Source organism: Pseudomonas sp. yb_5, from assembly GCF_043103865.1.
Lineage (GTDB): Bacteria > Pseudomonadota > Gammaproteobacteria > Pseudomonadales > Pseudomonadaceae > Aquipseudomonas > Aquipseudomonas putida_Y.
This window is the reverse complement of sequence record NZ_JBICKE010000136.1, coordinates 36,955-61,309: the sequence shown is the minus strand read 5'-3', so window position 1 is coordinate 61,309 and position 24,355 is coordinate 36,955. Positions and strand designations below refer to the sequence as shown.

Below are 24,355 nucleotides of genomic sequence, written 5' to 3'. Positions count from 1 at the left end.
GTTGTGGCCAAAATCATCGAGTAATCACTCGACCGATTGAAAAAAACCCCCGCTCAGCGGGGGTTTTTTTTATTGGGTTGACACTAAATGGGGGCGTCTATAGAATCACGCCTCCTTTTAGCGGGCGTAGTGCGTCCGTTGGGAACAGCCTGGAGTCTGAAATCCAATGCAAAATCAGCAAATCCGTATCAGGTTGAAGGCTTTCGACCATCGCCTGATCGACCAATCCACCCAGGAAATCGTGGAAACCGCGAAACGTACTGGTGCACAAGTGCGTGGTCCAATTCCACTGCCTACCCGCAAAGAGCGTTTCACCGTTCTGGTTTCCCCGCACGTCAACAAAGACGCGCGCGACCAGTACGAGATTCGCACTCATAAGCGTGTTCTGGACATCGTCCAGCCAACGGATAAAACCGTTGACGCGCTGATGAAGCTTGATCTGGCGGCAGGTGTGGAAGTACAGATCAGCCTCGGCTAAGACTTCGGTCTAGTCGTGTAACGCTCTGAAATGGGCGGCCATAGCGGGTGAAAGCCCCGTACACTCATGAGGTTTACAACATGACTATTGGTGTAATCGGTCGCAAGTGCGGTATGACCCGCATTTTCACCGAAGAAGGTGTCTCCATTCCGGTCACGGTCATTGAGATCGAGCCGAATCGCGTCACCCAGTTCAAAACTGAAGAAACCGATGGCTACCGTGCAGTGCAAGTCACTGTCGGCGAGCGTCGTGCTTCGCGTGTGACTGCCGCTCAGGCAGGCCACTTCGCCAAGGCCAACGTTGCCGCTGGTCGCGGTGTTTGGGAGTTCCGTCTTGAAGAAGGCGATTTCCAGGCTGGCGATCTGATCAAAGCTGAACTCTTCACTGCAGGCCAGCTGGTTGACGTTACTGGTCAGTCCAAAGGTAAAGGCTTCGCCGGTACCATCAAGCGCTGGAACTTCCGTGGTCAGGACAACACCCACGGTAACTCCGTGTCGCACCGTGTTCCTGGTTCCATCGGCCAGTGCCAGACTCCTGGTCGTGTGTTCAAGGGCAAGAAAATGTCCGGTCACATGGGCGCCGAGCGCGTGACTGTTCAGTCCCTGGAAGTAGTTCGCGTAGACGCTGAGCGCAACCTGCTGCTGATCAAGGGTGCCGTACCTGGCGCTACTGGCGGCGACGTGGTTGTACGTCCAGCTGTCAAGGCTCGCGGTTAAGGGGAAACTGACATGCAACTTAATGTAAATGACGCTCAGGCGATCGAAGTTTCCGAACTGACTTTCGGTGGCGAATTCAACGAGACGCTGGTTCACCAAGCAGTCGTGGCCTACATGGCCGGCGGCCGTCAGGGCACCAAGCAGCAGAAGACCCGTTCCGACGTGGCTGGTGGCGGTAAGCGCCCATGGCGTCAGAAGGGTACTGGCCGTGCTCGTGCTGGTACCACTCGTGGTCCGATCTGGCGTGGCGGTGGTGTAACCTTCGCAGCTCGCCCACAAGATCACTCGCAGAAGCTCAACAAGAAGATGTATCGCGCAGCTCTGCGCTCCATCCTCGCTGAGCTGGTGCGTAGCGACCGTCTGGTCGTGGTTCAGGACTTCGCTGTTGAAGCACCGAAAACCAAAGATCTGCTGAACAAGCTGAACGGCATGGGTCTGAGCGATGTATTGATCGTTTCCGACGCTGTTGATCAGAACCTGTACCTGGCTGCTCGTAACCTGCCGCACGTCGATGTACGTGACGTACAAGGTTCCGACCCGGTCAGTCTGATCGCATACGAGAAAGTGTTGATCACTGTCTCGGCCGTGAAGAAATTCGAGGAGCTGCTGGGATGAACCAGGAACGCGTATTCAAAGTCCTCCTTGGCCCGCACGTTTCCGAGAAGGCTACCGTTCTGGCTGAGAAGAAAGGCCAGTTCGTATTCAAGGTTGCTACTGATGCAACCAAGCTGGAAATCAAGAAAGCTGTCGAAGGCCTGTTCAACGTAAAAGTTGAAAACGTGTCGACTGTTAACGTTCTGGGTAAAACCAAGCGTACCGCACGTGGTCTGGGCAAGCGTAATGACTGGAAGAAGGCGATCGTCTCCCTTCAGCCAGGCCAAGATCTCGATTTCAGCAGCAGTGCTGAGTAAGGAAGGGGTGCATCATGGCAATCGTTAAATGCAAACCGACTTCCCCTGGCCGCCGTTTCGTGGTCAAGGTGGTCAACAAGGAGCTGCACAAAGGCGCTCCTCACGCACCGCTGATCGAGAAAAAATCGAAGTCTGGTGGTCGTAACAACAATGGCCGCATTACCACTCGTCACGTTGGTGGTGGTCACAAGCAGCATTACCGTCTGGTCGACTTCCGTCGCAACGACAAAGATGGCATTCCAGCCACTGTCGAGCGTATCGAATACGATCCGAACCGTACTGCTCACATCGCCCTGCTGTGCTACGCAGACGGTGAGCGTCGCTACATCATCGCGCCTAAGGGCGTGAGCGCTGGCGACCAGCTGATCGCAGGTGCCCTGGCCCCAATCAAGGCCGGTAACTCCCTGCAGCTGCGCAACATTCCAGTAGGTAGCACCATTCACGGCATCGAACTGAAGCCGGGTAAAGGTGCTCAGATCGCTCGTTCCGCTGGTGCTTCGGCTCAGCTGATCGCTCGCGAAGGTGTCTACGTGACCCTGCGTCTGCGCTCTGGTGAAATGCGTAAAGTCCTGGCTGAGTGCCGTGCGACCCTGGGCGAAGTCTCGAACTCCGAGCACAGCCTGCGTTCGCTGGGTAAAGCTGGTGCCAAACGCTGGCGCGGCGTTCGCCCAACCGTTCGTGGTGTTGCCATGAACCCGGTTGACCACCCACACGGTGGTGGTGAAGGTCGTACCTCCGGTGGTCGTCATCCGGTATCGCCATGGGGCTTCCCAACCAAGGGTGCTAAAACCCGTGGTAATAAGCGTACCGACAACATGATCGTCCGTCGTCGCAAGTAACTAGAGGGATACGACAGTGCCACGTTCTCTGAAAAAAGGTCCTTTTATCGATCTTCACCTGTTGAAGAAGGTCGAAGTGGCGGTGGAGAAGAACGATCGCAAGCCAGTTAAAACCTGGTCGCGTCGCTCGATGATCCTGCCACAAATGGTCGGTCTGACCATCGCGGTTCACAACGGTCGCCAGCATGTTCCAGTTCTCGTGAACGAAGACATGGTCGGCCACAAACTGGGCGAGTTCGCCGGTACCCGCACCTATCGCGGGCACGTGGCTGACAAGAAAGCCAAGCGTTAAGGGGTAAGGAAATGGAAGTAGCCGCTAAGTTGTCGGGCGCTCGCATCTCCGCCCAGAAAGCCCGCTTGGTCGCCGACCAGATCCGCGGGAAGAAGGTGGGCGAAGCGCTCAACCTGTTGGCCTTCAGCAGCAAAAAAGCCGCTGAAATCATGAAGAAAGTCCTCGAGTCGGCCGTAGCCAACGCCGAACACAACGAAGGCGCAGACGTTGATGACCTGAAGGTCTCCACCGTCTTCGTCAACGAAGGGCGTTCGCTGAAGCGCATCATGCCACGTGCCAAAGGCCGTGCTGATCGCATCGTCAAGCGGTCTTGCCATATCACTGTCAAGGTTGCGGACAAGTAACGGAGTCGATCAGATGGGTCAGAAAGTACATCCCACTGGCATTCGCCTGGGAATCGTCAAGGAGCACACCTCCGTCTGGTACGCAGACGGTGCTACTTACGCAGATTACCTGTTGAAGGATCTGAAAACGCGTGAGTACCTCCAAGACAAACTAAAAAGCGCGTCCGTAAGCCGTATCGATATTCATCGTCCGGCTCAAACTGCACGCATCACCATCCACACCGCTCGTCCCGGTATCGTTATCGGTAAGAAAGGTGAAGATGTCGAGAAGCTGCGTCAGGACCTGACCAAGCAGATGGGTGTGCCTGTGCACATCAACATCGAAGAGATCCGCAAGCCGGAACTCGACGCTATGCTGGTTGCGCAGAGCGTAGCTCAGCAGCTGGAACGCCGTGTAATGTTCCGTCGCGCCATGAAGCGCGCGGTACAGAACGCCATGCGTATTGGTGCCAAGGGCATCAAGATCCAGGTGAGCGGTCGTCTCGGCGGTGCTGAGATTGCTCGTACCGAGTGGTATCGCGAAGGTCGTGTGCCTCTGCACACCCTGCGTGCCGATATCGACTACAACACCTACGAAGCTCACACCACTTACGGTGTGATCGGTGTGAAGGTTTGGATCTTCAAGGGCGAAGTTATTGGTGGTCGCCAAGAAGAACTGAAACCACAAGCACCAGCGCCTCGTAAAAAAGCTGCTAAGTAAGGGGTACGCCAAATGTTGCAACCAAAGCGTACAAAATTCCGCAAGCAGATGACTGGCCACAACCGTGGTCTGGCACTGCGCGGTAGCAAAGTCAGCTTCGGCGAATTCGCCCTGAAAGCTGTTGCTCGCGGTCGCCTCACCGCTCGCCAGATCGAGTCTGCACGTCGTGCACTGACCCGTCACGTTAAGCGTGGCGGTAAGATCTGGATCCGTGTGTTCCCGGACAAGCCGATCTCCAAGAAACCTCTCGAGGTTCGTATGGGTAAAGGTAAGGGCTCCGTGGAGTACTGGGTTGCCCAGATTCAGCCAGGCAAAGTCCTGTACGAGATCGAGGGTGTTTCTGAAGAGCTGGCGCGCGAAGCTTTCGCCCTGGCTGCTGCAAAGCTGCCTCTCGCCACCTCCTTTGTTAAGCGGACGGTGATGTGATGAAAGCGAATGAACTTCGTGAAAAATCGGCACAGCAACTGAACGAGCAACTGCTCGGCTTGCTGCGCGACCAGTTCAATCTGCGTATGCAGAAAGCAACTGGCCAGTTGGGGCAGTCGCACCTGCTCTCGCAAGTTAAGCGTGACATCGCTCGCGTGAAAACTGTGCTCAACCAGCAGGCAGGTAAGTGATCATGGCTGAAGCTGAAAAAACCGTCCGTACGCTGACTGGCCGTGTCGTCAGCGACAAAATGGACAAGACCATCACCGTTCTGATCGAGCGTCGCGTAAAGCACCCGATCTACGGTAAATACGTTAAGCGTTCGACTAAGCTGCACGCGCACGACGAAGCCAACCAGTGCAAGATCGGCGACAAGGTTTCCATCCGTGAAACCCGTCCGCTGGCCAAGACCAAGTCCTGGGCACTGGTTGAAGTCCTCGAACGCGCTGTTGAAGTCTAAGGGCTAGGGGTCGGAGAAATTTTATGATTCAGACTCAATCCATGCTCGATGTGGCCGATAACAGCGGCGCTCGTCGCGTCATGTGCATCAAGGTACTCGGCGGTTCGCACCGCCGTTACGCCGGCATCGGTGACATCATCAAGGTTACCGTCAAGGAAGCAATTCCGCGCGGTAAGGTCAAAAAAGGCCAAGTGATGACCGCTGTTGTCGTACGTACCCGTCACGGTGTTCGTCGCGCTGACGGTTCCATCATTCGTTTCGACGGCAACGCTGCTGTTCTGCTGAACAACAAGCAAGAGCCGATCGGCACTCGCATCTTCGGGCCAGTGACCCGTGAGCTTCGTACTGAGAAGTTCATGAAGATCGTCTCGCTCGCCCCTGAAGTGCTGTAAGGAGATCCGACATGCAAAAGATTCGTCGTGACGACGAGATCATCGTGATCGCCGGCAAAGACAAAGGTAAGCGCGGTAAGGTGCTGAAGGTTCTGGCTGATGACCGTCTGGTTATCGGTGGCGTGAACCTGGTCAAGCGTCATACCAAGCCTAACCCGATGGCGGGCGTACAGGGCGGTATCGTCGAGAAAGAAGCGCCTCTGCACGCTTCCAACGTTGCCATCTTCAACGGTGAAACCAACAAGGCTGACCGCGTTGGTTTCAAAGTAGAAGACGGTAAAAAAATTCGTGTCTTCAAGTCGACCCAAAAAGCGGTTGATGCTTGAACACTGCTAGGTAGAAGACCATGGCACGACTGAAAGAGATTTACCGGAACGAAATCGCTCCTAAGCTTAAGGAAGAACTTAAGCTGTCGAACGTGATGGAAGTTCCGCGCGTTACCAAGATCACCCTGAACATGGGTCTGGGCGAAGCGATCGGCGACAAGAAAGTCATCGAGCACGCTGTTGCCGACCTGGAAAAGATCACCGGTCAAAAGCCGGTCGTGACTTTCGCTCGCAAATCCATCGCTGGCTTCAAAGTCCGCGAAGGCTGGCCGATCGGCGTCAAGGTGACCCTGCGTAGCGACAAGATGTACGAATTCCTGGACCGCCTGCTGGCGATCTCCCTGCCTCGGGTTCGCGACTTCCGCGGCCTGAATGCCAAGTCCTTCGATGGTCGTGGCAACTACAGCATGGGCGTGAAAGAGCAGATCATCTTCCCGGAAATCGACTACGACAAGATCGATGCTCTGCGCGGTTTGGACATCACCCTGACCACCACTGCTCGTTCGGACGACGAAGGCCGCGCTCTGCTGCGTGCTTTCAAGTTCCCGTTCCGCAACTGATTGGAGTAGGAAAATGGCCAAGAAGAGCATGAAGAACCGCGAGCTGAAGCGTCAGCTCACGGTAGCAAAGTTCGCCAAGAAGCGTGCTGAGCTGAAAGCGACCATCGTTAACCAGAATGCCTCTCCAGAAGAGCGTTTTGCTGCCGTTGTCGCTCTGCAGAAGCAGCCACGTGACGCTAGCGCTTCGCGCCTGCGCAACCGTTGCCGCCTGACCGGTCGTCCTCACGGTGTATACCGTAAGTTCGGCCTGGGCCGTAACATGCTGCGTCAAGCTGCAATGCGTGGTGACGTGCCGGGTCTGGTCAAGGCCTCCTGGTAATCGCTGCAGGCAAGGCGCTGGTGGAAGGGGAGCAATCTTCCGACCGCCGGTGACCTCGCCAACAAACAAGCCCCTATATGGGGCTTGTTTCGTTTCTGCCTTGTGTCTAGAATGACCGGCTCACCTGAGCCTGGGTTTTTGCCCAATCCGTTCGGGTGGTTGTCATAGCCGCAAGGCTAATAATTCTTGTATCAGGAGCATCTAGCCCATGAGTATGCAGGACCCGTTAGCGGACATGCTAACTCGCATCCGTAATGCCCAGATGGCTGAAAAGTCCGTCGTAAGCATGCCTTCCTCTACCCTGAAGGTCGCGGTTGCCAAAGTTCTGAAGGACGAAGGTTACATCGCTGGCTACCAGGTAACTGGTGAGGCCAAGCCTTCCCTGTCGATCGAACTGAAGTACTTCGAAGGCCGTCCGGTCATCGAGGAACTGAAGCGCTCCAGCCGTCCAGGCCTGCGCCAGTACAAGGCCGTCACCGATCTGCCGAAAGTACGTGGCGGTCTGGGCGTGTCTATCGTCTCCACCAACAAAGGTGTGATGACGGATCGCGCTGCGCGCGCTGCCGGTGTCGGCGGCGAAGTTCTGTGCACAGTGTTCTAAGGGGGGATAGACATGTCTCGCGTCGCTAAGAACCCCGTTAAGCTGCCATCCGGTGTCGAAGTCAAATTCGCCGGTCAGCAGCTTTCGGTGAAGGGTGCCAAAGGTACTCTCGAACTGAACGTTCACTCGTCTGTTGAAGTTACCGAAGAGTCTGGTGAGCTGCGTTTCGTCGCTCGCAATGGTGACCAGCAAGCTCGTGCCATGGCCGGTACCACCCGCGCTCTGGTCAACAACATGGTCCAAGGCGTAAGCCAAGGCTTCGAGCGCAAGCTCCAGCTGGTCGGTGTTGGTTACAAGGCACAGGCTAAAGGCACCGTCCTGAACCTGGCCCTGGGCTTCTCTCACCCAGTGGACTACGAACTGCCAGCCGGTATCACCGCTGAAACACCTAGCCAGACCGACATCCTGATCAAGGGTATCGACAAGCAGCTGGTAGGTCAGGTGGCCGCTGAAATCCGCGACTTCCGTCCGCCAGAGCCTTACAAAGGTAAAGGTGTGCGTTACGCGGACGAAGTAGTCCGTCGTAAAGAAGCCAAGAAGAAGTAGGGCCTAGTAAATGACCGACAAAAAAGTTATTCGACTGCGTCGCGCTCGCAAAGCACGTCTCAAGATGCACGAACTCGAAGTCGTGCGCCTGTGCGTGTTCCGCTCCTCGCAGCACATCTACGCCCAGGTCATTTCGGCCGACGGCAGCAAGGTTCTGGCAAGCGCCTCGACCTTGGACAAAGACCTGCGTGATGGCGCCACTGGCAACATCGACGCGGCCACTAAGGTTGGCAAGCTGGTAGCTGAGCGTGCGAAAGCCGCCGGTGTATCTCAAGTTGCCTTTGACCGTTCCGGCTTCAAGTACCATGGCCGCGTCAAAGCGCTGGCTGATGCTGCTCGTGAAGGCGGGCTGGAGTTCTAAGTTATGGCAAATAACGATCAAAAGCGCGACGAAGGCTACATCGAGAAGCTGGTTCAAGTTAACCGCGTTGCCAAAACCGTAAAAGGCGGCCGTATCTTCACCTTCACCGCGTTGACCGTGGTTGGTGATGGTAAAGGTCGTGTTGGCTTCGGCCGTGGCAAGTCGCGCGAAGTACCAGCCGCGATCCAGAAAGCCATGGAAGCTGCTCGCCGCAACATGATCCAGGTTGACCTGAAGGGCACCACCCTGCAGTACGCCACCAAGGCTGCCCACGGCGCCTCGAAGGTTTACATGCAGCCTGCCTCGGAAGGTACCGGTATCATCGCCGGTGGCGCAATGCGTGCTGTCCTGGAAGTTGCTGGTGTTCAGAACGTTCTGGCCAAGTGCTACGGTTCGACCAACCCAGTGAACGTGGTTTACGCCACCTTCAAGGGTCTGAAAGCCATGCAATCTCCTGAATCCATTGCCGCCAAGCGTGGCAAGAGCGTCGAGGAGATCTTCTGATCATGGCAACCGTAAAAGTAACGCTGATCAAGAGCGTCTCGGGCCGTCTGCCTAACCACAAGCTGTGTGTTAAAGGCCTGGGTCTGCGTCGCATCGGTCACACTGTAGAAGTCCAGGATACTCCCGAGAACCGCGGGATGATCAACAAGGCTTACTACATGCTGAAGGTCGAGGGCTAATCGATGAAACTCAATGATCTGAGTCCAGCGCCGGGTTCCCGTCGCGAGAAGCATCGTCCAGGTCGTGGTATCGGTAGCGGTCTGGGTAAGACCGGCGGCCGTGGCCACAAAGGTCAGACTTCCCGTTCGGGTGGTTCGATCGCTCCTGGCTTCGAAGGCGGTCAACAGCCGCTGCACCGTCGCCTGCCGAAGTTCGGCTTCGTTTCCCTGAAGGCCATGGACCGCGCCGAAGTGCGTCTGTCCGAGCTGGCTAAAGTGGAAGGCGACGTGATCTCCGTGCAATCCCTGAAGGATGCCAACGTGATCAACCAGCACATTCAGCGTGTGAAAATCATGCTGTCTGGCGAAGTTACTCGCGCAGTCACCATCAAGGGTATCGCAGCCACCAAGGGTGCGCGTGCGGCTATCGAAGCAGCTGGCGGCAAATTCGAGGAATAAATGGCTAAGCAAGGTGCTCTCTCTTCGCTCGGTAAGGGCGGGATGTCGGAACTCTGGGCTCGTCTGCGCTTTCTGTTCATGGCGATCATCGTCTATCGGATAGGTGCGCATATCCCGGTTCCCGGCATCAATCCGGACCGTCTGGCGGATCTGTTTCGGCAGAATGAGGGGACCATTCTTAGCTTGTTCAACATGTTTTCCGGTGGCGCGCTCGAACGCATGAGCATCTTTGCACTGGGGATCATGCCGTACATTTCGGCATCGATCATCATGCAGTTGATGACGGCGGTCAGCCCGCAACTGGAGCAGTTGAAGAAGGAAGGTGAAGCTGGCCGTCGCAAGATCAGCCAGTACACCCGCTACGGCACCGTTATCCTGGCACTGGTCCAAGCCATTGGCATGTCCATTGGCCTGGCCAACCAGGGCGTGGCGTTTTCTGTAGGCCTGGGCTTCCACGTCGTCGCTGTTTCCACTTTCGTGGCAGGCGCGATGTTCATGATGTGGCTGGGCGAGCAGATCACCGAGCGCGGTGTGGGCAACGGTATCTCGATGTTGATCTTCGCAGGTATCGTTGCCGGTCTTCCGAGAGCAATCGGGCAGTCTTTCGAGTCTGCACGCACAGGCGATATCAACATTTTCGCCCTGGTCGCTATCGGTCTGCTGGCAGTAGCGATTATCGGTTTTGTGGTGTTCATTGAGCGTGGTCAGCGTCGTATCGCCGTTCATTACGCCAAGCGTCAGCAGGGCCGCAAGGTCTTCGCTGCGCAGACCAGCCACTTGCCGTTGAAGGTGAACATGGCGGGGGTTATCCCGGCCATTTTCGCGAGCAGCATTCTGCTGTTCCCGGCTTCGCTGGGTGCCTGGTTTGGTCAGTCCGAAGGTATGGGCTGGCTGCAGGACATCTCGCAGTCGATCGCTCCTGGTCAGCCGTTGAACATTCTGCTGTTTAGTGCAGGGATCATTTTCTTCTGCTTCTTCTACACAGCGTTGATGTTCAACCCGAAAGACGTAGCGGAAAACCTGAAGAAGTCCGGTGCCTTTATTCCGGGCATCCGTCCTGGTGAGCAGTCGGCGCGCTACATTGATGGCGTTCTGACCCGTTTGACCATGTTCGGTGCTCTTTACATGATGGCCGTCTGCCTTCTGCCCCAGTTCCTGGTGGTGGCAGCAAATGTGCCGTTCTACCTTGGCGGGACCTCGTTGCTGATTGTGGTAGTGGTTGTGATGGACTTCATGTCCCAAGTACAATCGCACCTCGTTTCGCACCAGTACGAATCCCTGATGAAGAAAGCCAACCTGAAAGGCTACGGTGGCAGCGGTCTGCTGCGCTGATACGCCCCTAAGGTTCGAGGAGTCGGTAATGAAAGTTCGTGCATCGGTGAAAAAGCTGTGCCGTAACTGCAAGATCATCCGTCGCGAAGGCGTCGTACGAGTGATCTGCAGCGCGGAACCGCGTCACAAACAGCGCCAAGGCTGAGTGTGATCTGCGCTTCAAACCCAGCAGCTAGTGTGCTGCTGGGTTGATTATTCGTTTCTACAGCGATATTATCTCGCGCCCTATTTCTTGGCTTCCGGGGCGTAGGTAGCTGTCAATTGGAGTCCCACTGAATGGCCCGTATTGCAGGCGTCAACATTCCAGATAACAAGCATACTGTTATCTCGCTGACCTACATCTATGGTGTCGGTCGCACAACTGCACAGAAGATTTGTGCAGACGCTGGTGTAAACCCAGCCGCTAAGATCAAGGATCTGAGCGACGAGCAAATCGAAACCCTGCGTGGCGAAGTCGCGAAGTTCACCACCGAAGGTGACCTGCGTCGTGACGTCAACATGAAGATCAAGCGCTTGATGGACCTGGGTTGCTACCGCGGCCTGCGTCATCGTAAAGGTCTGCCGGTTCGCGGTCAGCGCACCAAGACCAACGCACGCACCCGTAAGGGCCCGCGTAAGCCGATCCGCAAGTAATCGCCCAGGAATATAGACATGGCAAAACCTGCTGCTCGTCCTCGTAAGAAAGTCAAAAAGACAGTGGTTGATGGCATCGCCCACATCCATGCTTCTTTCAACAACACCATCGTGACCATCACCGACCGTCAGGGCAATGCTTTGTCCTGGGCGACCTCCGGTGGTTCGGGTTTCCGTGGTTCGCGCAAATCCACCCCGTTCGCAGCCCAGATCGCTGCTGAGCGTGCTGGTCAAGCTGCGCTGGAATACGGTCTGAAGAACCTCGACGTTAACGTCAAGGGTCCAGGTCCAGGTCGTGAGTCCGCCGTTCGTGCATTGAACAGCTGCGGCTACAAGATCGCCAGCATCACCGACGTGACGCCAATCCCGCACAACGGGTGCCGTCCGCCGAAGAAGCGTCGCGTGTAATCAGGAGACAGAAGAATGGCACGTTACATTGGTCCAAAATGCAAACTGTCTCGTCGTGAAGGCACTGACCTGTTCCTGAAGAGCGGCGTTCGCGCTCTGGAATCGAAGTGCAATATCGAAGCAGCCCCAGGTATCCACGGCCAGCGCCGTGGCCGTCAGTCCGACTACGGCACCCAGCTGCGTGAGAAACAAAAAGTCCGTCGTATCTACGGTGTTCTGGAGCGTCAGTTCCGCGGTTACTACCAAGCTGCTGCCTCGAAAAAAGGCGCAACCGGTGAGAACCTGCTGCAACTGCTCGAGTGCCGTCTGGATAACGTCGTTTACCGTATGGGCTTCGGCTCGACTCGTTCCGAGTCCCGTCAGCTGGTTTCGCACAAAGCGATCAGCGTCAACGGTAAAACTGTAAACATTCCATCCTACCAAGTTCGTCCGGGTGACGTGGTCGCAGTCCGCGAGAAATCGCTGGGCCAGTTGCGCATTGTTCAAGCCCTTGAACTGTGCGCCCAGCGTGGCCGCGTTGAGTGGGTTGACGTGGATGCTGCTAAAAAGTCGGGCGTTTTCAAGAACGTTCCTGCTCGCAGCGACCTGTCTGCCGACATCAACGAAAACCTGATTGTCGAGCTCTACTCCAAGTAAGGGCTAGAAAATAGGTGCATCCATGCAGATTTCGGTAAATGAGTTCCTGACTCCCCGCCATATTGATGTGCAGGTAGTCAGTCCGACCCGCGCCAAGATTACGCTCGAGCCTCTCGAGCGTGGTTTCGGCCATACCCTGGGCAACGCGCTGCGCCGCATCCTGTTGTCCTCCATGCCTGGCTGTGCAGTAGTCGAGGCCGAGATCGATGGCGTACTCCATGAGTACTCCGCGATCGAAGGTGTTCAGGAAGACGTAATTGAAATCCTGTTGAACCTGAAAGGCCTGGCTATCAAACTGCATGGTCGTGACGAAGTTACGCTGACCTTGTCGAAAAAGGGTTCGGGGGTGGTTACCGCTGCCGATATTCAGCTGGATCACGATGTCGAGATCGTCAACCCCGATCACGTAATCGCGAACCTGGCGTCGAACGGCGCTCTGAACATGAAGCTCACTGTAGCTCGTGGTCGTGGTTACGAGCCGGCCGACTCCCGTCAAACCGACGAAGACGAAAGCCGTAGCATTGGCCGTCTGCAGTTGGACGCTTCGTTCAGCCCGGTGCGTCGTATCGCCTATGTGGTCGAGAACGCCCGTGTTGAACAGCGTACCAACTTGGACAAACTGGTCATTGATCTGGAAACCAACGGCACCCTGGATCCTGAAGAGGCTATCCGCCGCGCTGCGACCATTCTGCAACAGCAGCTGGCCGCGTTCGTCGACCTCAAGGGTGACAGCGAGCCTGTCGTAGTCGAGCAGGAAGACGAGATCGATCCGATCCTGCTGCGTCCGGTTGACGACCTGGAACTGACTGTACGTTCGGCCAACTGCCTCAAGGCGGAGAACATCTACTACATCGGCGACCTGATTCAGCGTACCGAAGTAGAGCTGTTGAAGACTCCTAACCTGGGTAAGAAGTCCCTGACTGAAATCAAGGACGTTCTGGCCTCTCGTGGTCTGTCTCTCGGCATGCGCCTCGACAACTGGCCGCCTGCAAGTCTTAAGAAAGACGACAAGGCGACCGCCTGATCGTCGTAATCACCGAACGTAGTGTTTGGTAAGGAATGAATCATGCGTCATCGTAAAAGTGGACGTCACCTGAGCCGCACCAGCTCTCACCGCAAGGCTATGTTCCAGAACATGGCAGTGTCGCTGATCGAGCACGAGCTGATCAAAACCACCCTGCCGAAAGCCAAGGAACTGCGCCGCGTTGCCGAGCCGCTGATCACCCTGGCCAAGGAAGACAGCGTTGCTAACCGTCGTCTGGCCTTCGACCGTACCCGTTCGAAGTCCGCTGTTGGCAAACTGTTCAACGATCTGGGCAAGCGTTACGCCACCCGTCAGGGCGGCTACCTGCGCATCCTGAAGTGCGGTTTCCGCGCTGGCGACAACGCGCCTATGGCGTACGTCGAGCTGGTTGATCGTCCGGTCGGCGGTGCTGTAGAAGCTGCTGAGTAAGACGTTCTGTCTGCTACAAAAAACCGGGCCTAGTGCCCGGTTTTTTGTTTGCACATCTATTGTTTATTTCTATTGATGTAAGTCATGTAATAAATTTGTGCCTGTAATCTCGCTCGGCAATACTCTCTTCACAGCCGATTAGCCGGCGCTTGAAGACCGATAAGGAGAGCCCATGAGCAAGATTCTCACTACCGCTAGCGGTGCACCTGTAGCCGACAACCAGAACTCCCGCTCCGCCGGCCCGCGCGGTCCGCTGCTGCTCGACGACTTCCACCTGATCGAGAAGCTCGCCCATTTCAACCGCGAGAACATTCCAGAACGCCGCGTCCATGCCAAAGGCTCGGGTGCCTATGGCACTTTTACCGTTACTCACGATATTACCGGCTATACCAGCGCCAAGCTGTTCGAAGAGATCGGTAAACAAACTGAGACTTTCTTACGTTTTTCCACCGTTGGTGGCGAGCGCGGTTCGGCAGATACCGAGCGTGACCCGCGCGGTTTCGCGGTGAAGTTTTACACCGAGGAAGGCAACTGGGACATCGTCGGTAACAACACGCCAGTATTCTTCATTCGCGACCCACTGAAGTTCCCGGACTTTATCCACACCCAGAAGCGCCATCCGCAGTCCAACCTGAAGAACGCTCAGATGATGTGGGATTTCTGGTCGCACTCTCCTGAAGCGCTGCACCAGGTAACCATCCTCTTTTCCGACCGTGGCATTCCGGACGGCTACCGCCATATGCATGGCTTTGGCAGCCATACCTACAGCCTCATCAATGCAAAGGGTGAGCGCACTTGGGTCAAGTGGCACTTCAAGACTCAACAAGGCATCAAGAACCTCACCCCGGCAGACGCTGCACGCCTTGCAGGTACCGACCCGGATTACGCTCAGCGAGATCTGTTTGAGGCCATCGAACGTGGCGACTACCCGCGCTGGACGGTCTGCATTCAGGTGATGAGCGAAGCCGAGGCTGCTAGCCGTGACGAGAACCCATTCGACGTGACCAAGACATGGTCGCAGAAGGACTATCCGCTCATCGAGGTGGGTGTGCTGGAGCTCAATCGTAACCCGCTCAACTATTTCGCAGAGGTCGAGCAGGCCGCGTTCGGGCCGAGCAATATGGTGCCCGGCGTCGGTCTTTCGCCAGACCGCATGCTGCAAGGCCGCGTATTCGCCTACGCTGATGCGCACCGCTATCGCGTGGGTACCAATCACCAGCAATTGCCAGTCAACGCGCCGCGCTGCCCGGTTAACAGCTATCAGCGCGACGGCTCCATGGCCACCGGTGGCTACGGTAGTGCACCGAACTATGAACCAAACAGCTACAGCGGTGCCCCGAAACAGTCCCCACGTCATGCTGAGCCAGCATTGGCCATGAATGGTTCGGCTGATCGCTACGATCACCGCGAGGACACCGACTACTTCAGCCATGCCGGCGCTTTGTTCCGTTTGATGAGCGATGAGCAGAAGGCCCTGCTGATCAGCAACATCGCCGGTACCATGGCGGGCGTCAGCGAAGACGTGATCCAGCGTCAGTTACAGTACTTCTTCAAGGCGGATCCGGCCTACGGTGAAGGGATTGCGAAGGCTTTGGGCATCAATCTCGCCTGAGTCGAAGTGATAAGAAGAACCGCCCTCATTTGGGCGGTTTTTCAATGAATATCACTACTGTTTAACCGATTTTTTGCGTCTGATTGCGCGTTTTTCAGTGACCGTAGACAAAAGCTGGTTCACACTATGTGGCATAGACGTTTTCACATGGAGAATCAGGGCGATGCAAGGCCACCCGGATGTAATCAACTATCTCGTCACGCTGTTGAAGGGCGAACTGGCGGCACGCGACCAGTACTTCATTCATTCGCGCATGTACGAAGACTGGGGCCTGTCCAAGCTCTACGAGCGCATCAACCACGAGATGGAGGAAGAGACGCAGCACGCCGATGCCCTGATGCGTCGTATCCTCATGCTCGAAGGGACCCCTGACATGCGTGCGGATGACCTGGAGGTCGGCAGCACCGTGCCGGAAATGATCGAGGCAGACCTCAAGCTCGAATACAAGGTGCGCGGTGCGCTTTGCAAAGGCATCGAGCTGTGCGAATTGCACAAGGATTACGTCAGTCGTGACATCCTGCGTGCGCAGCTGGCCGACACCGAAGAAGATCACACTTACTGGCTCGAGAAGCAGCAGGGCCTGATCAAGGCCATCGGGCTGGAAAACTATCTGCAGTCGCAGATGTAAGTTATCCACAGACACAAGTAAAAGCCCCTGGCACCAACGGTACCAGGGGCTTTTTCATTGCGTTGACAGCACTCAGGCCCGATCCCGCTCCAGCAATGGTTTCAGGTAATGGCCGGTATACGACTGTTTCATCACGCTCAGCTCTTCTGGCGTACCGCAGGCAATGATCTGCCCACCCTTGGAGCCACCCTCAGGGCCCAGGTCAACCAGCCAGTCGGCGGTCTTGATCACATCCAGGTTATGCTCGATCACCACCACGGTATTGCCGTGGTCGCGCAGGCGATGCAATACGTCCAGCAGTTGCTGGATATCGGCAAAGTGCAGGCCGGTGGTAGGTTCGTCGAGGATGTACAAGGTCTTGCCGGTATCGCGCTTGGACAGCTCGCGCGACAGTTTCACCCGCTGCGCCTCACCGCCGGACAGCGTGGTCGCTGACTGCCCCAGTTTGATGTATGACAGGCCCACGTCCATCAACGTTTGCAGCTTGCGCGCCAGCGCCGGCACCGCATCGAAGAACTCTCGGGCATCCTCGATGGTCATTTCCAGCACCTCGTGGATGTTCTTGCCCTTGTACTTGATCTCCAGGGTTTCGCGGTTGTAGCGCTTGCTCTTGCACACGTCACACGGCACGTAGATGTCCGGCAGGAAGTGCATTTCCACCTTGATCAGGCCATCACCCTGGCAGGCCTCGCAACGGCCACCCTTGACGTTGAACGAGAAACGCCCCGGGCCATAACCACGCGAGCGTGACTCCGGTACACCAGAGAAAAGTTCGCGGATCGGCGTGAAGATGCCGGTGTAGGTCGCCGGGTTGGAGCGTGGGGTGCGGCCGATCGGGCTCTGGTCGATATCCACCACCTTGTCCAGGTGCTGCAGGCCGTCCATGCTGCTGTGTGGCGCGGCTTCCAGGCTGCTTGCGCCATTGAGGGCGGTGGCGGCCAAGGGGTAAAGGGTATTGTTGATCAGCGTCGATTTACCTGAGCCGGATACACCGGTCACGCAGGTCAGCAGGCCGATCGGTACTTCCAGGTCGACGTTCTGCAGGTTGTTGCCACGCGCACCCTTGAGCTTGAGCTGCAGCTTCTTGTTGCGCGGTGTGCGCTTGGCCGGCACAACGATCTTCTTGCGCCCGGACAGGTACTTGCCAGTCAGCGAGTCAGGGTGGTCCATGACCTCCTGAGGCGAGCCTTCGGCGACGATCTGCCCGCCGTGCACACCAGCGCCCGGGCCGATGTCGACCACGTAGTCGGCCAGCCGGATGGCGTCCTCGTCGTGCTCCACCACGATTACCGTGTTGCCCAGGTCGCGCAAATGGTTGAGGGTGGCCAACAGGCGGTCGTTGTCGCGTTGATGAAGGCCGATGGACGGTTCATCAAGGATGTACATCACCCCCACAAGACCGGCGCCGATCTGGCTGGCCAGGCGGATACGTTGCGCTTCACCACCGGACAGGGTGTCGGCACTACGATCCAGGGTCAGGTAGTCGAGGCCGACGTTGACCAGGAACTGAAGTCGTTCGCAGATTTCCTTGAGGATTTTTGCCGCGATTTCGCCACGGCGGCCAGTAAGGGTCAGTTCGCCAAAGTAGTTGCTGGCTTCACCGATCGGCATATTGGTTACTGCGGGCAGGGTCTTCTCGCCCACCCACACATGGCGCGCCTCGCGGCGCAGGCGCGTACCCCGGCAATCCGGGCACGGTTGCGTGCCAAGGAATTTGGCCAGTTCTTCACGCACCGTGGCCGATTCGGTTTCGCGGTAGCGGCGCTCAAGGTTCGGCACAATGCCTTCGAACGGGTGCGATCGCTTGACGATGTCGCCTCGGTCGTTGAGGTACTTGAAGTCGACACTCTGCTTGCCGCTGCCCTGCAGGATCACCTTCTGGTGTTCGGCCGACAGCTCGCCGAAAGGCTCTTCCAGGCTGAAGCCATAGTGCGCGGCTAACGAACCGAGCATCTGGAAGTAGTACACGTTACGCCGGTCCCAGCCGCGGATCGCGCCTTCGGCCAAGGTGAGTTCGGTGTTGACCAGGCGTTTGGTGTCGAAGAACTGCTTGACCCCCAGGCCGTCGCAGGTCGGGCAGGCGCCAGCCGGGTTGTTGAAGGAGAACAGCTTCGGTTCCAGCTCGCTGATCGCGTGGCCGCATACCGGGCAGGCGAAGCGCGCGGAGAAGATTGTCTCTTCGCCTTGTTCGCCTTCCATCGGTGCCACCAAGGCAATACCATCGGCCAGCTTCAACGCGGTCTCGAACGATTCGGCCAGGCGCTGTTGCAGGTCGGCGCGGACTTTGAAACGGTCCACCACCACATCGATGCTGTGCTTCTTCTGCTTGTCCAGCTTGGGCAACTCATCGAGTTCGTAGAGTTTGCCGTTGACCCTGGCCCGCACGAAGCCCTGGGCGCGCAGCTCGTCAAACACTGCCAGATGCTCACCTTTGCGCTCGCGCACTACCGGCGCGAGCAGCATCAGCTTGCTGCCTTCCGGGTTTTCCAGCACCAGGTCGACCATTTGGCTGATCGTTTGCGCCTCCAGCGGAATATCGTGGTCCGGGCAGCGTGGCGTACCGACGCGGGCGTACAGCAGGCGCAGGTAGTCATAGATTTCGGTGATGGTGCCGACCGTGGAACGCGGGTTGTGCGAGGTCGATTTCTGCTCGATCGAAATCGCCGGCGACAGGCCTTCGATGGTGTCGACGTCGGGTTTTTCCATCATCGACAGGAACTGCCGGGCGTAGGCCGACAGCGACTCCACGTAGCGGCGCTGGCCTTCGGCGTACAAGGTATCGAACGCCAGGGACGACTTGCCGGAACCGGACAAGCCGGTGATCACGATCAACTTGTCCCGGGGCAGGGTCAGGTCGATGTTCTTCAGGTTGTGGGTACGTGCCCCACGAATCAGGATCTTGTCCACTACGGCCTCGCTCGGCGGGCATAAACAAGGAAGTATACGGCGCCCTGCCAGTACGCGGCAAAGCGTCGCGTAGATGCCGTCAAGCTGTCGGACTGATAGAATCGCCGCCGGTTCACACGAGGTTAATCCATGCACGACACCCACAACGAGCGCATGAGTGGCGGCGAAACCCGCGCCGCTGGCGGCCTTGCCCTGGTCTTTGCCTTTCGTATGCTGGGCATGTTCATGGTCTTGCCGGTACTGGCCACCTACGGCATGGACCTGGCTGGCGCCACGCCTGCGCTGATCGGCCTGGCCATTGGTGCCTATGGCCTGACCCAGGCGGTATTTCAGATCCCGTTCGGGATGATTTCCGACCGTATCGGTCGCCGGCCGGTGATTTATCTGGGGCTGTTGATCTTTGCCCTTGGCAGCGTGCTGGCGGCCCAGGCCGACTCTATCTGGGGCGTGATTGCCGGGCGCATCCTGCAGGGCGCCGGGGCAATTTCTGCCGCGGTCATGGCGTTGCTGTCCGACCTCACCCGCGAACAACACCGGACCAAGGCCATGGCCATGATCGGCATGAGCATCGGCTTGTCGTTTGCTGTCGCCATGGTCGTTGGTCCACTGCTGACAAGTGCCTTTGGTTTGTCAGGTTTGTTCCTGGTCACGGCTGGGCTTGCCCTGGTCGGCATCCTGTTGATCGCGTTTGTCGTGCCCAACACCCACAGCATCCTGCAGCACCGCGAGTCGGGTGTGGCGCGCCAGGCCATCGGCCCGACCCTGCGCCATCCGGACCTTCTGCGCCTGGACATAAGCATTTTCATCCTGCACGCCATCCTCATGGCCAGCTTCGTTGCGCTGCCGCTGGCGTTCGTCGAGCGTGGTGGCCTGCCCAAGGAGCAGCACTGGTGGGTGTACCTGACCGCGCTGTTCATCTCATTTTTTGCAATGGTCCCGTTCATCATCTACGGCGAAAAAAAGCGCAAGATGAAACGTGTGTTGGCCGGCGCGGTCAGTGTCCTGCTGCTGACAGAGATATACTTCTGGGAGTGGGCTGACGGTTTGCGCGGACTGGTGATTGGCACCGTGGTATTCTTTACCGCATTCAACCTGCTGGAGGCTTCGCTGCCTTCTCTGGTGAGCAAGGTGTCGCCTGCCGGTGGCAAGGGGACGGCAATGGGGGTGTATTCCACCAGCCAGTTCCTCGGTGCAGCGTTAGGCGGGATTCTGGGTGGCTGGCTGTTCCAGCACGGTGGGCTGGACACGGTGTTCCTCGGTAGCGCGGCGCTGTGTGTTATCTGGCTGATCGTTGCCTTGCGCATGAACGAGCCGCCATATGTGACCAGCCTGCGCATGCCCCTGACGCCTGAGGCGGTCCGGGAAGCCGGCCTGACCGAGCGCCTGATGGCCGTGCCGGGTGTGACCGACGCTGTGGTGGTGGCAGAAGAAGCCGCCATCTATATCAAACTGGATACGAAAATTTTGGACCGTGCGACCCTGGAGCGACTGGTGAATCCAGCCTCTTCGGCGTGCGAAGCCTAGGAGAACGTTATGGCCCGTGGGGTTAACAAAGTCATTCTGGTCGGTACCTGTGGCCAGGATCCCGAAGTCCGCTACCTGCCCAACGGTAACGCCGTGACCAACCTGAGCCTGGCCACCAGCGAGCAGTGGACTGACAAGCAGTCGGGCCAGAAGGTCGAGCGTACCGAGTGGCACCGGGTGTCGCTGTTCGGCAAGGTTGCCGAAATCGCTGGCGAATACCTGCGCAAAGGTTCGCAGTGCTACATCGAAGGCAAGCTGCAGACCCGCGAGTGGGAAAAAGACGGCATCAAGCGCTACACCACCGAGATCATCGTCGATATCAACGGCACCATGCAGCTGCTCGGCGGTCGTCCGCAAGGCCAGCAGCAGGGCGGCGACCCGTACAACCAGGGTGGCGGCAATTACGGTGGCGGCCAGCAGCAACAATACAACCAGGCACCGCCACGCCAGCAGGCCCAGCGCCCGCAGCAGGCCCCTCAGCGCCCAGCGCCGCAACAGCCTGCGCCGCAGCCGGCTGCTGATTTCGACAGCTTCGATGACGATATTCCGTTCTGATCAGAGCGGTAAGGCGTTCAGCAAGACCAGAAACCCGGGGCAGTTGCCCCGGGTTTTTTTATGGGCCGCACCGCGTATCTGACAGCGCTTTCAATAAAACAACCGCGGCTCAGGCGAATCCAGCAGGCTTGCCAGCTTGGTCAGGGCAAAGGCCAGTTCCTGGCGGCTGGGTGCCATCAGGGCGATGCGCACACCGCTGGTGGCGTGGCTGCGTTCTGGCAGAAACTGGCTGCCGCTGACCACCGTTACGCCGTTGTCACGCGCCAGGTTGGCAAACTCGTCGCTGGTCCACGGTTCTGGCAGCTCCAGCCAGATATGGAAGCTATGGGGCTGAATGCGGATCTTGTATTGGCCAAGAATCTCCCTGGCCATGTGCTGGCGCGCGGCCGCCTCTTCCTGCTGCATACGCACCAACTGGTCGGCCTTGCCGCTGTTGATCAGGTTACTGGCCAGTTGCGCCATCAATGGCGATGGCATCCACACGCTGCTGCGTACCATCGATGATAACCGTGACAGGGTTTGCGGCGGGGCGTACAGGTAGCCGATGCGCAGCGCCGGCAGCACGCTTTTGGACAGGCTGGTGAGGTATACCGAGCGCTCTGGCGCATACGCTGCAAGCGGCTTGTAGTCTGGGCTGGGCTCGAGAAAACCGTAGATATCGTCATCCACGATGAACAGGTCGAACTCACGGGCGATCTCGGCAATAGCCTGACGCCTTGCAGGGGGCATGATCGAGTTGGTCGGGTTTTGGTGCGTGGTGACGCACACCAGCAGGGAAGGGCGGTGTTCCAGGCAGGCCGCGCGTAATGCTTCCGGGATGAGCCCGTGTTCGTCCACGGCGACGCCGCGCAGGCGTCGGCCCATGCTGTGGGCCAGGGATATGATGCCCGGGTAGCAGAGCGACTCGCACAGCACCACATCGTCACTCTTCGACAGGCTGCTGATGGCCACCAGCAGCCCATGCTGGGCGCCAGCGGTCAGTACTACCTGTTGCCAGCGCGCATCAGGCAGCCAGCGCTGTAGCCAGGTCGCACCGGCTTGTTTGTGGGACGTGTGGCCACCCTCTGTCACATAGTCGAGTACCTGCCCCAAGTCCGAGGAGGCGGCCAGTTCGCTGATAGCCGTGCCTAGCCATTCGCTCATGTGAGCGTCGTTGGGCTTGATGATCGAGAGATCAATCTGGCTGCTCTCTCCGGCCACAGGGGCGGGCACCGACGGGGCGGTTAATGGCTGTCGCAATTGCCTGACAAATGTGCCTCGGCCTACCTCGCCCGCCACCAAGCCGCGCTTGGCTGCTTCGTCGTAGGCCCTGCCAACAGTGCCGGGGGTTACGTTCAGCGCCTCGGCGAGGTCCTTGAGTGTGGGTAAGCGATCGCCTTCTGCAAGCCGACCACTTTCGATGTCCTGTTCAAGGGCATCAGCGATCATCAGGTAAACCGGCTGTGTTTGATGGCTGTATTGAGGGACCCACATGGAGATGGCACCAGACGCTGCAAGAGCGCGAAAGCCTAGCATGAAAGCTCTGATGCAGGTAATGATAGTAATTGGTTGGATTGAGTTGGTTTTATTTTAGATTGAATCGATTCAATTTTTGAAATTACAATCATCGCACCGATCAGGCCAGCCGCACTCGGGCTGTGCCTGGCTTAAACGCTCCACTGGATGGACATTGCTATGGAAATTTTGGGTTCTTACTGGGCGGAGCACTGGTTGCTGGCCATCCTCATGCTTGGCGCGATCGCCTTCGTTGCAGGTTTCGTCGACAGCATTGCCGGTGGTGGTGGTTTGTTCCTGGTACCGGGCTTTCTGCTGGTTGGCATGCCGCCGCAGGTGGCACTGGGTCAGGAAAAACTGGTCAGTACCCTCGGCACACTGGCGGCTATACGAAACTTCCTGGCCAACAGCAAGATGGTCTGGCAGGTAGCGTTGGTCGGGGTGCCGTTTTCGCTGCTAGGCGCCTATCTGGGGGCTCACCTGATCGTATCGATCTCGCAGGAAACTGTGGGCAAGATCATCCTGGCACTGATTCCGCTCGGCATTCTCATTTTCCTTACTCCCAAGGACCGCCCGGTCGAGGAGCGCGAACTGTCATCGCGCATGCTGTTCACCGTGGTCCCGCTGACCTGCCTGGCCATTGGCTTCTATGACGGCTTCTTCGGCCCCGGCACCGGCAGCATGTTCATCATCGCTTTCCATTACCTGTTGCGCATGGACCTGGTCTCCAGTTCGGCCAACTCCAAAACCTTCAACTTCGCTTCCAACATCGGCGCGTTGGTCGCCTTCGTCAGCGCAGGCAAGGTCTTTTACCTGCTGGCATTGCCACTTGTGGCCTGCAACATCCTCGGTAACCACCTGGGCAGTTCCCTGGCCTTGCGTAAAGGTAACGACGTGGTGCGCAAGGTGTTGGTGTTCTCGATGCTCTGCCTGTTCACCAGCCTGGGCGTGAAGTACCTGACCCATTGATAGGAGATAACGAATGAAAACCGCATTTGTAACCGGTGCTTCCTCAGGCTTTGGCCGCGCCATCTGCTGCACTCTGATCGGCAAAGGCTACCGCGTGGTCGGTGGGGCCAGGCGCATGGACAAACTGAAAGCACTGGAGGCTGAACTGGGCGCCAATTTCATTCCGCTGGCGCTGGATGTCACTGATTCAGTATCGCTCGAGAAGGCGGTCGAGCAGATGCGTGAGGCGTCGCTGCAGATCGATCTGCTGGTCAACAACGCGGGGCTGGCGCTGGGCGTGGACCGTGCCCAAGCCAGCAGTGCCGCAAACTGGCAGCAGATGATCGACACCAACATCACCGGCCTGGCCATGGTCACCCACAAGATTCTGCCGCAGATGGTGGAAGCCGATAGCGGCATGATCATCAACATCGGCTCGATCGCCGGTACTTACCCCTACCCGGGCGGTAACGTGTATGGCGCCAGCAAGGCGTTCGTCCGCCAGTTCAGCCTCAACCTGCGTGCCGACCTGGCTGGCACCCGCGTGCGGGTAAGCAACATCGAGCCGGGGCTGTGCTCAGGCACTGACTTCTCGATGGTGCGCCTGAATGGCGACGTGGACGCCGTGCAGGCCCTGTATCGGGATGTAGAGGCCCTCCTGCCGGAGGACATTGCAGCAACGGTAGCCTGGGTTGCCGAGCAGCCGGCGCATGTAAACATCAACACCATCGAGATCATGCCTGTGGCGCAGAGCAGTGCGGCACTGAATGTGGTGCGCAACCTGCCACGTACCTGATCGGTGCTGTACCACTGACTCAGGTCATCGCACCTTC

36 protein-coding genes are annotated in these 24,355 nt (G+C 57.7%); 34 read left to right on the top strand and 2 right to left on the bottom strand.

The window, feature by feature from the left end:
* The first annotated feature begins 166 nt into the window (after window positions 1–166).
* From rpsJ to bfr, 30 genes are all read left to right on the top strand, one after another.
* A complete protein-coding gene (gene rpsJ, locus ACF8GF_RS24660) occupies window positions 167–478 on the top strand; it encodes a 30S ribosomal protein S10 (RefSeq protein WP_003186070.1) in 312 nt (103 codons plus the stop codon).
* An 80-nt stretch (window positions 479–558) separates the two neighbouring features.
* Window positions 559–1,194 (top strand): 50S ribosomal protein L3, encoded by a 636-nt coding sequence (rplC, locus tag ACF8GF_RS24655; RefSeq protein WP_003255486.1) that lies wholly within the window; start codon window positions 559–561, stop codon window positions 1,192–1,194.
* A 12-nt stretch (window positions 1,195–1,206) separates the two neighbouring features.
* A complete protein-coding gene (gene rplD, locus ACF8GF_RS24650; protein ID WP_003255485.1) occupies window positions 1,207–1,809 on the top strand; it encodes a 50S ribosomal protein L4 in 603 nt (200 codons plus the stop codon).
* Complete coding sequence (rplW, locus tag ACF8GF_RS24645) at window positions 1,806–2,105, top strand: 50S ribosomal protein L23 (RefSeq protein WP_003255484.1); 300 nt, start codon at window positions 1,806–1,808, stop codon at window positions 2,103–2,105. The genes rplD and rplW overlap by 4 nt, the downstream gene beginning before the upstream one ends.
* Before the next feature lie 14 nt (window positions 2,106–2,119).
* Window positions 2,120–2,944, top strand: coding sequence for a 50S ribosomal protein L2 (gene rplB / locus ACF8GF_RS24640; protein WP_003255483.1), 825 nt, complete (start codon window positions 2,120–2,122; stop codon window positions 2,942–2,944).
* Between the two features lie 16 nt (window positions 2,945–2,960).
* Window positions 2,961–3,236 (top strand): 30S ribosomal protein S19, encoded by a 276-nt coding sequence (gene rpsS, locus ACF8GF_RS24635; protein WP_003255482.1) that lies wholly within the window; start codon window positions 2,961–2,963, stop codon window positions 3,234–3,236.
* A gap of 11 nt (window positions 3,237–3,247) precedes the next feature.
* Window positions 3,248–3,580, top strand: a complete 333-nt coding sequence (gene rplV / locus ACF8GF_RS24630) for a 50S ribosomal protein L22 (protein WP_003103908.1) — start codon at window positions 3,248–3,250, stop codon at window positions 3,578–3,580.
* A 13-nt stretch (window positions 3,581–3,593) separates the two neighbouring features.
* On the top strand, window positions 3,594–4,280 hold the full coding sequence (gene rpsC / locus ACF8GF_RS24625) for a 30S ribosomal protein S3 (RefSeq protein ID WP_003255481.1): 687 nt from the start codon (window positions 3,594–3,596) through the stop codon (window positions 4,278–4,280).
* 12 nt (window positions 4,281–4,292) lie between these two features.
* Window positions 4,293–4,706: a 50S ribosomal protein L16 gene (gene rplP / locus ACF8GF_RS24620; protein WP_003255479.1), complete on the top strand. Its 414-nt coding sequence runs from the start codon at window positions 4,293–4,295 to the stop codon at window positions 4,704–4,706.
* Complete coding sequence (gene rpmC, locus ACF8GF_RS24615) at window positions 4,706–4,897, top strand: 50S ribosomal protein L29 (RefSeq protein ID WP_002555481.1); 192 nt, start codon at window positions 4,706–4,708, stop codon at window positions 4,895–4,897. Before rplP ends, rpmC begins: the two co-directional genes overlap by 1 nt.
* A gap of 2 nt (window positions 4,898–4,899) precedes the next feature.
* Entirely contained in the window at window positions 4,900–5,166 is a 267-nt protein-coding gene (gene rpsQ / locus ACF8GF_RS24610) for a 30S ribosomal protein S17 (RefSeq protein ID WP_003255478.1), read from the top strand.
* A 23-nt stretch (window positions 5,167–5,189) separates the two neighbouring features.
* Window positions 5,190–5,558: a 50S ribosomal protein L14 gene (rplN, locus tag ACF8GF_RS24605; protein ID WP_002555479.1), complete on the top strand. Its 369-nt coding sequence runs from the start codon at window positions 5,190–5,192 to the stop codon at window positions 5,556–5,558.
* A gap of 11 nt (window positions 5,559–5,569) precedes the next feature.
* Entirely contained in the window at window positions 5,570–5,884 is a 315-nt protein-coding gene (gene rplX / locus ACF8GF_RS24600; protein WP_003255476.1) for a 50S ribosomal protein L24, read from the top strand.
* Between the two features lie 20 nt (window positions 5,885–5,904).
* Window positions 5,905–6,444 (top strand): 50S ribosomal protein L5, encoded by a 540-nt coding sequence (rplE, locus tag ACF8GF_RS24595; RefSeq protein WP_003255474.1) that lies wholly within the window; start codon window positions 5,905–5,907, stop codon window positions 6,442–6,444.
* 13 nt (window positions 6,445–6,457) lie between these two features.
* On the top strand, window positions 6,458–6,763 hold the full coding sequence (gene rpsN, locus ACF8GF_RS24590; RefSeq protein WP_110637824.1) for a 30S ribosomal protein S14: 306 nt from the start codon (window positions 6,458–6,460) through the stop codon (window positions 6,761–6,763).
* Between the two features lie 208 nt (window positions 6,764–6,971).
* A complete protein-coding gene (gene rpsH / locus ACF8GF_RS24585; RefSeq protein ID WP_003255471.1) occupies window positions 6,972–7,364 on the top strand; it encodes a 30S ribosomal protein S8 in 393 nt (130 codons plus the stop codon).
* Window positions 7,365–7,376: 12 nt separating this feature from the next.
* Window positions 7,377–7,910: a 50S ribosomal protein L6 gene (gene rplF, locus ACF8GF_RS24580; protein ID WP_003255469.1), complete on the top strand. Its 534-nt coding sequence runs from the start codon at window positions 7,377–7,379 to the stop codon at window positions 7,908–7,910.
* Window positions 7,911–7,920: 10 nt separating this feature from the next.
* A complete protein-coding gene (gene rplR / locus ACF8GF_RS24575; protein WP_003255467.1) occupies window positions 7,921–8,271 on the top strand; it encodes a 50S ribosomal protein L18 in 351 nt (116 codons plus the stop codon).
* A 3-nt stretch (window positions 8,272–8,274) separates the two neighbouring features.
* Window positions 8,275–8,775: a 30S ribosomal protein S5 gene (gene rpsE / locus ACF8GF_RS24570; RefSeq protein WP_003255465.1), complete on the top strand. Its 501-nt coding sequence runs from the start codon at window positions 8,275–8,277 to the stop codon at window positions 8,773–8,775.
* A 2-nt stretch (window positions 8,776–8,777) separates the two neighbouring features.
* Window positions 8,778–8,954 carry a 50S ribosomal protein L30 gene (gene rpmD / locus ACF8GF_RS24565; RefSeq protein WP_003255463.1) on the top strand — a complete coding sequence of 59 codons (177 nt, stop codon included), beginning with the start codon at window positions 8,778–8,780 and terminating at the stop codon, window positions 8,952–8,954.
* A 3-nt stretch (window positions 8,955–8,957) separates the two neighbouring features.
* Window positions 8,958–9,392, top strand: a complete 435-nt coding sequence (rplO, locus tag ACF8GF_RS24560) for a 50S ribosomal protein L15 (RefSeq protein ID WP_003255461.1) — start codon at window positions 8,958–8,960, stop codon at window positions 9,390–9,392.
* A complete protein-coding gene (gene secY, locus ACF8GF_RS24555) occupies window positions 9,393–10,724 on the top strand; it encodes a preprotein translocase subunit SecY (RefSeq protein WP_003257108.1) in 1,332 nt (443 codons plus the stop codon). It abuts the gene before it with no gap.
* 28 nt (window positions 10,725–10,752) lie between these two features.
* Entirely contained in the window at window positions 10,753–10,869 is a 117-nt protein-coding gene (gene rpmJ / locus ACF8GF_RS24550; RefSeq protein ID WP_002555468.1) for a 50S ribosomal protein L36, read from the top strand.
* Between the two features lie 131 nt (window positions 10,870–11,000).
* The gene (gene rpsM / locus ACF8GF_RS24545; protein WP_012316515.1) at window positions 11,001–11,357 is read left to right on the top strand and encodes a 30S ribosomal protein S13; all 357 of its coding nucleotides are present in this window, start codon (window positions 11,001–11,003) and stop codon (window positions 11,355–11,357) included.
* Window positions 11,358–11,375: 18 nt separating this feature from the next.
* The gene (rpsK, locus tag ACF8GF_RS24540) at window positions 11,376–11,765 is read left to right on the top strand and encodes a 30S ribosomal protein S11 (RefSeq protein WP_003255454.1); all 390 of its coding nucleotides are present in this window, start codon (window positions 11,376–11,378) and stop codon (window positions 11,763–11,765) included.
* 15 nt (window positions 11,766–11,780) lie between these two features.
* Window positions 11,781–12,401: a 30S ribosomal protein S4 gene (gene rpsD, locus ACF8GF_RS24535; RefSeq protein ID WP_003255453.1), complete on the top strand. Its 621-nt coding sequence runs from the start codon at window positions 11,781–11,783 to the stop codon at window positions 12,399–12,401.
* 22 nt (window positions 12,402–12,423) lie between these two features.
* A complete protein-coding gene (locus ACF8GF_RS24530) occupies window positions 12,424–13,425 on the top strand; it encodes a DNA-directed RNA polymerase subunit alpha (RefSeq protein WP_003255452.1) in 1,002 nt (333 codons plus the stop codon).
* A 42-nt stretch (window positions 13,426–13,467) separates the two neighbouring features.
* Window positions 13,468–13,854: a 50S ribosomal protein L17 gene (rplQ, locus tag ACF8GF_RS24525; protein WP_003255451.1), complete on the top strand. Its 387-nt coding sequence runs from the start codon at window positions 13,468–13,470 to the stop codon at window positions 13,852–13,854.
* A 172-nt stretch (window positions 13,855–14,026) separates the two neighbouring features.
* Window positions 14,027–15,466, top strand: coding sequence for a catalase (locus ACF8GF_RS24520; protein WP_339443336.1), 1,440 nt, complete (start codon window positions 14,027–14,029; stop codon window positions 15,464–15,466).
* 163 nt (window positions 15,467–15,629) lie between these two features.
* Window positions 15,630–16,094, top strand: a complete 465-nt coding sequence (gene bfr, locus ACF8GF_RS24515; protein ID WP_003255449.1) for a bacterioferritin — start codon at window positions 15,630–15,632, stop codon at window positions 16,092–16,094.
* Window positions 16,095–16,166: 72 nt separating this feature from the next.
* Here the strand turns inward: bfr and uvrA are convergent, their stop codons facing one another.
* On the bottom strand, window positions 16,167–19,001 hold the full coding sequence (uvrA, locus tag ACF8GF_RS24510; protein ID WP_176684326.1) for an excinuclease ABC subunit UvrA: 2,835 nt from the start codon (window positions 18,999–19,001) through the stop codon (window positions 16,167–16,169).
* Window positions 19,002–19,130: 129 nt separating this feature from the next.
* On the opposite strand from uvrA, the gene ACF8GF_RS24505 reads away from it, so the two are divergent.
* Both ACF8GF_RS24505 and ACF8GF_RS24500 read left to right on the top strand, forming a co-directional pair.
* Entirely contained in the window at window positions 19,131–20,525 is a 1,395-nt protein-coding gene (locus tag ACF8GF_RS24505) for an MFS transporter (RefSeq protein ID WP_176684327.1), read from the top strand.
* A 9-nt stretch (window positions 20,526–20,534) separates the two neighbouring features.
* Window positions 20,535–21,080 carry a single-stranded DNA-binding protein gene (locus tag ACF8GF_RS24500; protein ID WP_003255446.1) on the top strand — a complete coding sequence of 182 codons (546 nt, stop codon included), beginning with the start codon at window positions 20,535–20,537 and terminating at the stop codon, window positions 21,078–21,080.
* Window positions 21,081–21,170: 90 nt separating this feature from the next.
* Here the strand turns inward: ACF8GF_RS24500 and ACF8GF_RS24495 are convergent, their stop codons facing one another.
* Window positions 21,171–22,553: a PLP-dependent aminotransferase family protein gene (locus ACF8GF_RS24495; RefSeq protein WP_176684328.1), complete on the bottom strand. Its 1,383-nt coding sequence runs from the start codon at window positions 22,551–22,553 to the stop codon at window positions 21,171–21,173.
* 201 nt (window positions 22,554–22,754) lie between these two features.
* Between ACF8GF_RS24495 and ACF8GF_RS24490 the strand changes: the two genes are divergently transcribed.
* Window positions 22,755–23,543: a sulfite exporter TauE/SafE family protein gene (locus tag ACF8GF_RS24490; RefSeq protein ID WP_392487508.1), complete on the top strand. Its 789-nt coding sequence runs from the start codon at window positions 22,755–22,757 to the stop codon at window positions 23,541–23,543.
* Between the two features lie 13 nt (window positions 23,544–23,556).
* On the top strand, window positions 23,557–24,318 hold the full coding sequence (locus tag ACF8GF_RS24485) for an SDR family NAD(P)-dependent oxidoreductase (RefSeq protein ID WP_021783900.1): 762 nt from the start codon (window positions 23,557–23,559) through the stop codon (window positions 24,316–24,318).
* Window positions 24,319–24,355 lie beyond the last annotated feature (37 nt).

Excerpts from the sequence above, each read along its gene's own strand:
- rplR (WP_003255467.1), top strand. The coding sequence starts at position 7,921 with ATGACCGACAAAAAAGTTATTCGACTGCGTCGCGCTCGCAAAGCACGT.
- ACF8GF_RS24505 (WP_176684327.1), top strand. The coding sequence starts at position 19,131 with ATGCACGACACCCACAACGAGCGCATGAGTGGCGGCGAAACCCGCGCC.
- rpsQ (WP_003255478.1), top strand. The coding sequence starts at position 4,900 with ATGGCTGAAGCTGAAAAAACCGTCCGTACGCTGACTGGCCGTGTCGTC.
- ACF8GF_RS24495 (WP_176684328.1), bottom strand. The coding sequence starts at position 22,553 with ATGTGGGTCCCTCAATACAGCCATCAAACACAGCCGGTTTACCTGATG.
- ACF8GF_RS24485 (WP_021783900.1), top strand. The coding sequence starts at position 23,557 with ATGAAAACCGCATTTGTAACCGGTGCTTCCTCAGGCTTTGGCCGCGCC.
- rplF (WP_003255469.1), top strand. The coding sequence starts at position 7,377 with ATGTCTCGCGTCGCTAAGAACCCCGTTAAGCTGCCATCCGGTGTCGAA.
- rpmD (WP_003255463.1), top strand. The coding sequence starts at position 8,778 with ATGGCAACCGTAAAAGTAACGCTGATCAAGAGCGTCTCGGGCCGTCTG.
- rplO (WP_003255461.1), top strand. The coding sequence starts at position 8,958 with ATGAAACTCAATGATCTGAGTCCAGCGCCGGGTTCCCGTCGCGAGAAG.
- rpsN (WP_110637824.1), top strand. The coding sequence starts at position 6,458 with ATGGCCAAGAAGAGCATGAAGAACCGCGAGCTGAAGCGTCAGCTCACG.
- ACF8GF_RS24530 (WP_003255452.1), top strand. The coding sequence starts at position 12,424 with ATGCAGATTTCGGTAAATGAGTTCCTGACTCCCCGCCATATTGATGTG.
- ACF8GF_RS24520 (WP_339443336.1), top strand. The coding sequence starts at position 14,027 with ATGAGCAAGATTCTCACTACCGCTAGCGGTGCACCTGTAGCCGACAAC.
- rplP (WP_003255479.1), top strand. The coding sequence starts at position 4,293 with ATGTTGCAACCAAAGCGTACAAAATTCCGCAAGCAGATGACTGGCCAC.
- rplX (WP_003255476.1), top strand. The coding sequence starts at position 5,570 with ATGCAAAAGATTCGTCGTGACGACGAGATCATCGTGATCGCCGGCAAA.
- rplW (WP_003255484.1), top strand. The coding sequence starts at position 1,806 with ATGAACCAGGAACGCGTATTCAAAGTCCTCCTTGGCCCGCACGTTTCC.
- rpmC (WP_002555481.1), top strand. The coding sequence starts at position 4,706 with ATGAAAGCGAATGAACTTCGTGAAAAATCGGCACAGCAACTGAACGAG.
- rplD (WP_003255485.1), top strand. The coding sequence starts at position 1,207 with ATGCAACTTAATGTAAATGACGCTCAGGCGATCGAAGTTTCCGAACTG.
- ACF8GF_RS24500 (WP_003255446.1), top strand. The coding sequence starts at position 20,535 with ATGGCCCGTGGGGTTAACAAAGTCATTCTGGTCGGTACCTGTGGCCAG.
- secY (WP_003257108.1), top strand. The coding sequence starts at position 9,393 with ATGGCTAAGCAAGGTGCTCTCTCTTCGCTCGGTAAGGGCGGGATGTCG.
- rplQ (WP_003255451.1), top strand. The coding sequence starts at position 13,468 with ATGCGTCATCGTAAAAGTGGACGTCACCTGAGCCGCACCAGCTCTCAC.
- rpsD (WP_003255453.1), top strand. The coding sequence starts at position 11,781 with ATGGCACGTTACATTGGTCCAAAATGCAAACTGTCTCGTCGTGAAGGC.
- rpmJ (WP_002555468.1), top strand. The coding sequence starts at position 10,753 with ATGAAAGTTCGTGCATCGGTGAAAAAGCTGTGCCGTAACTGCAAGATC.
- rpsC (WP_003255481.1), top strand. The coding sequence starts at position 3,594 with ATGGGTCAGAAAGTACATCCCACTGGCATTCGCCTGGGAATCGTCAAG.
- rplE (WP_003255474.1), top strand. The coding sequence starts at position 5,905 with ATGGCACGACTGAAAGAGATTTACCGGAACGAAATCGCTCCTAAGCTT.
- rplB (WP_003255483.1), top strand. The coding sequence starts at position 2,120 with ATGGCAATCGTTAAATGCAAACCGACTTCCCCTGGCCGCCGTTTCGTG.
- bfr (WP_003255449.1), top strand. The coding sequence starts at position 15,630 with ATGCAAGGCCACCCGGATGTAATCAACTATCTCGTCACGCTGTTGAAG.
- rpsM (WP_012316515.1), top strand. The coding sequence starts at position 11,001 with ATGGCCCGTATTGCAGGCGTCAACATTCCAGATAACAAGCATACTGTT.
- rplV (WP_003103908.1), top strand. The coding sequence starts at position 3,248 with ATGGAAGTAGCCGCTAAGTTGTCGGGCGCTCGCATCTCCGCCCAGAAA.
- rpsH (WP_003255471.1), top strand. The coding sequence starts at position 6,972 with ATGAGTATGCAGGACCCGTTAGCGGACATGCTAACTCGCATCCGTAAT.
- rplN (WP_002555479.1), top strand. The coding sequence starts at position 5,190 with ATGATTCAGACTCAATCCATGCTCGATGTGGCCGATAACAGCGGCGCT.
- rpsJ (WP_003186070.1), top strand. The coding sequence starts at position 167 with ATGCAAAATCAGCAAATCCGTATCAGGTTGAAGGCTTTCGACCATCGC.
- ACF8GF_RS24490 (WP_392487508.1), top strand. The coding sequence starts at position 22,755 with ATGGAAATTTTGGGTTCTTACTGGGCGGAGCACTGGTTGCTGGCCATC.
- rplC (WP_003255486.1), top strand. The coding sequence starts at position 559 with ATGACTATTGGTGTAATCGGTCGCAAGTGCGGTATGACCCGCATTTTC.
- rpsK (WP_003255454.1), top strand. The coding sequence starts at position 11,376 with ATGGCAAAACCTGCTGCTCGTCCTCGTAAGAAAGTCAAAAAGACAGTG.
- rpsE (WP_003255465.1), top strand. The coding sequence starts at position 8,275 with ATGGCAAATAACGATCAAAAGCGCGACGAAGGCTACATCGAGAAGCTG.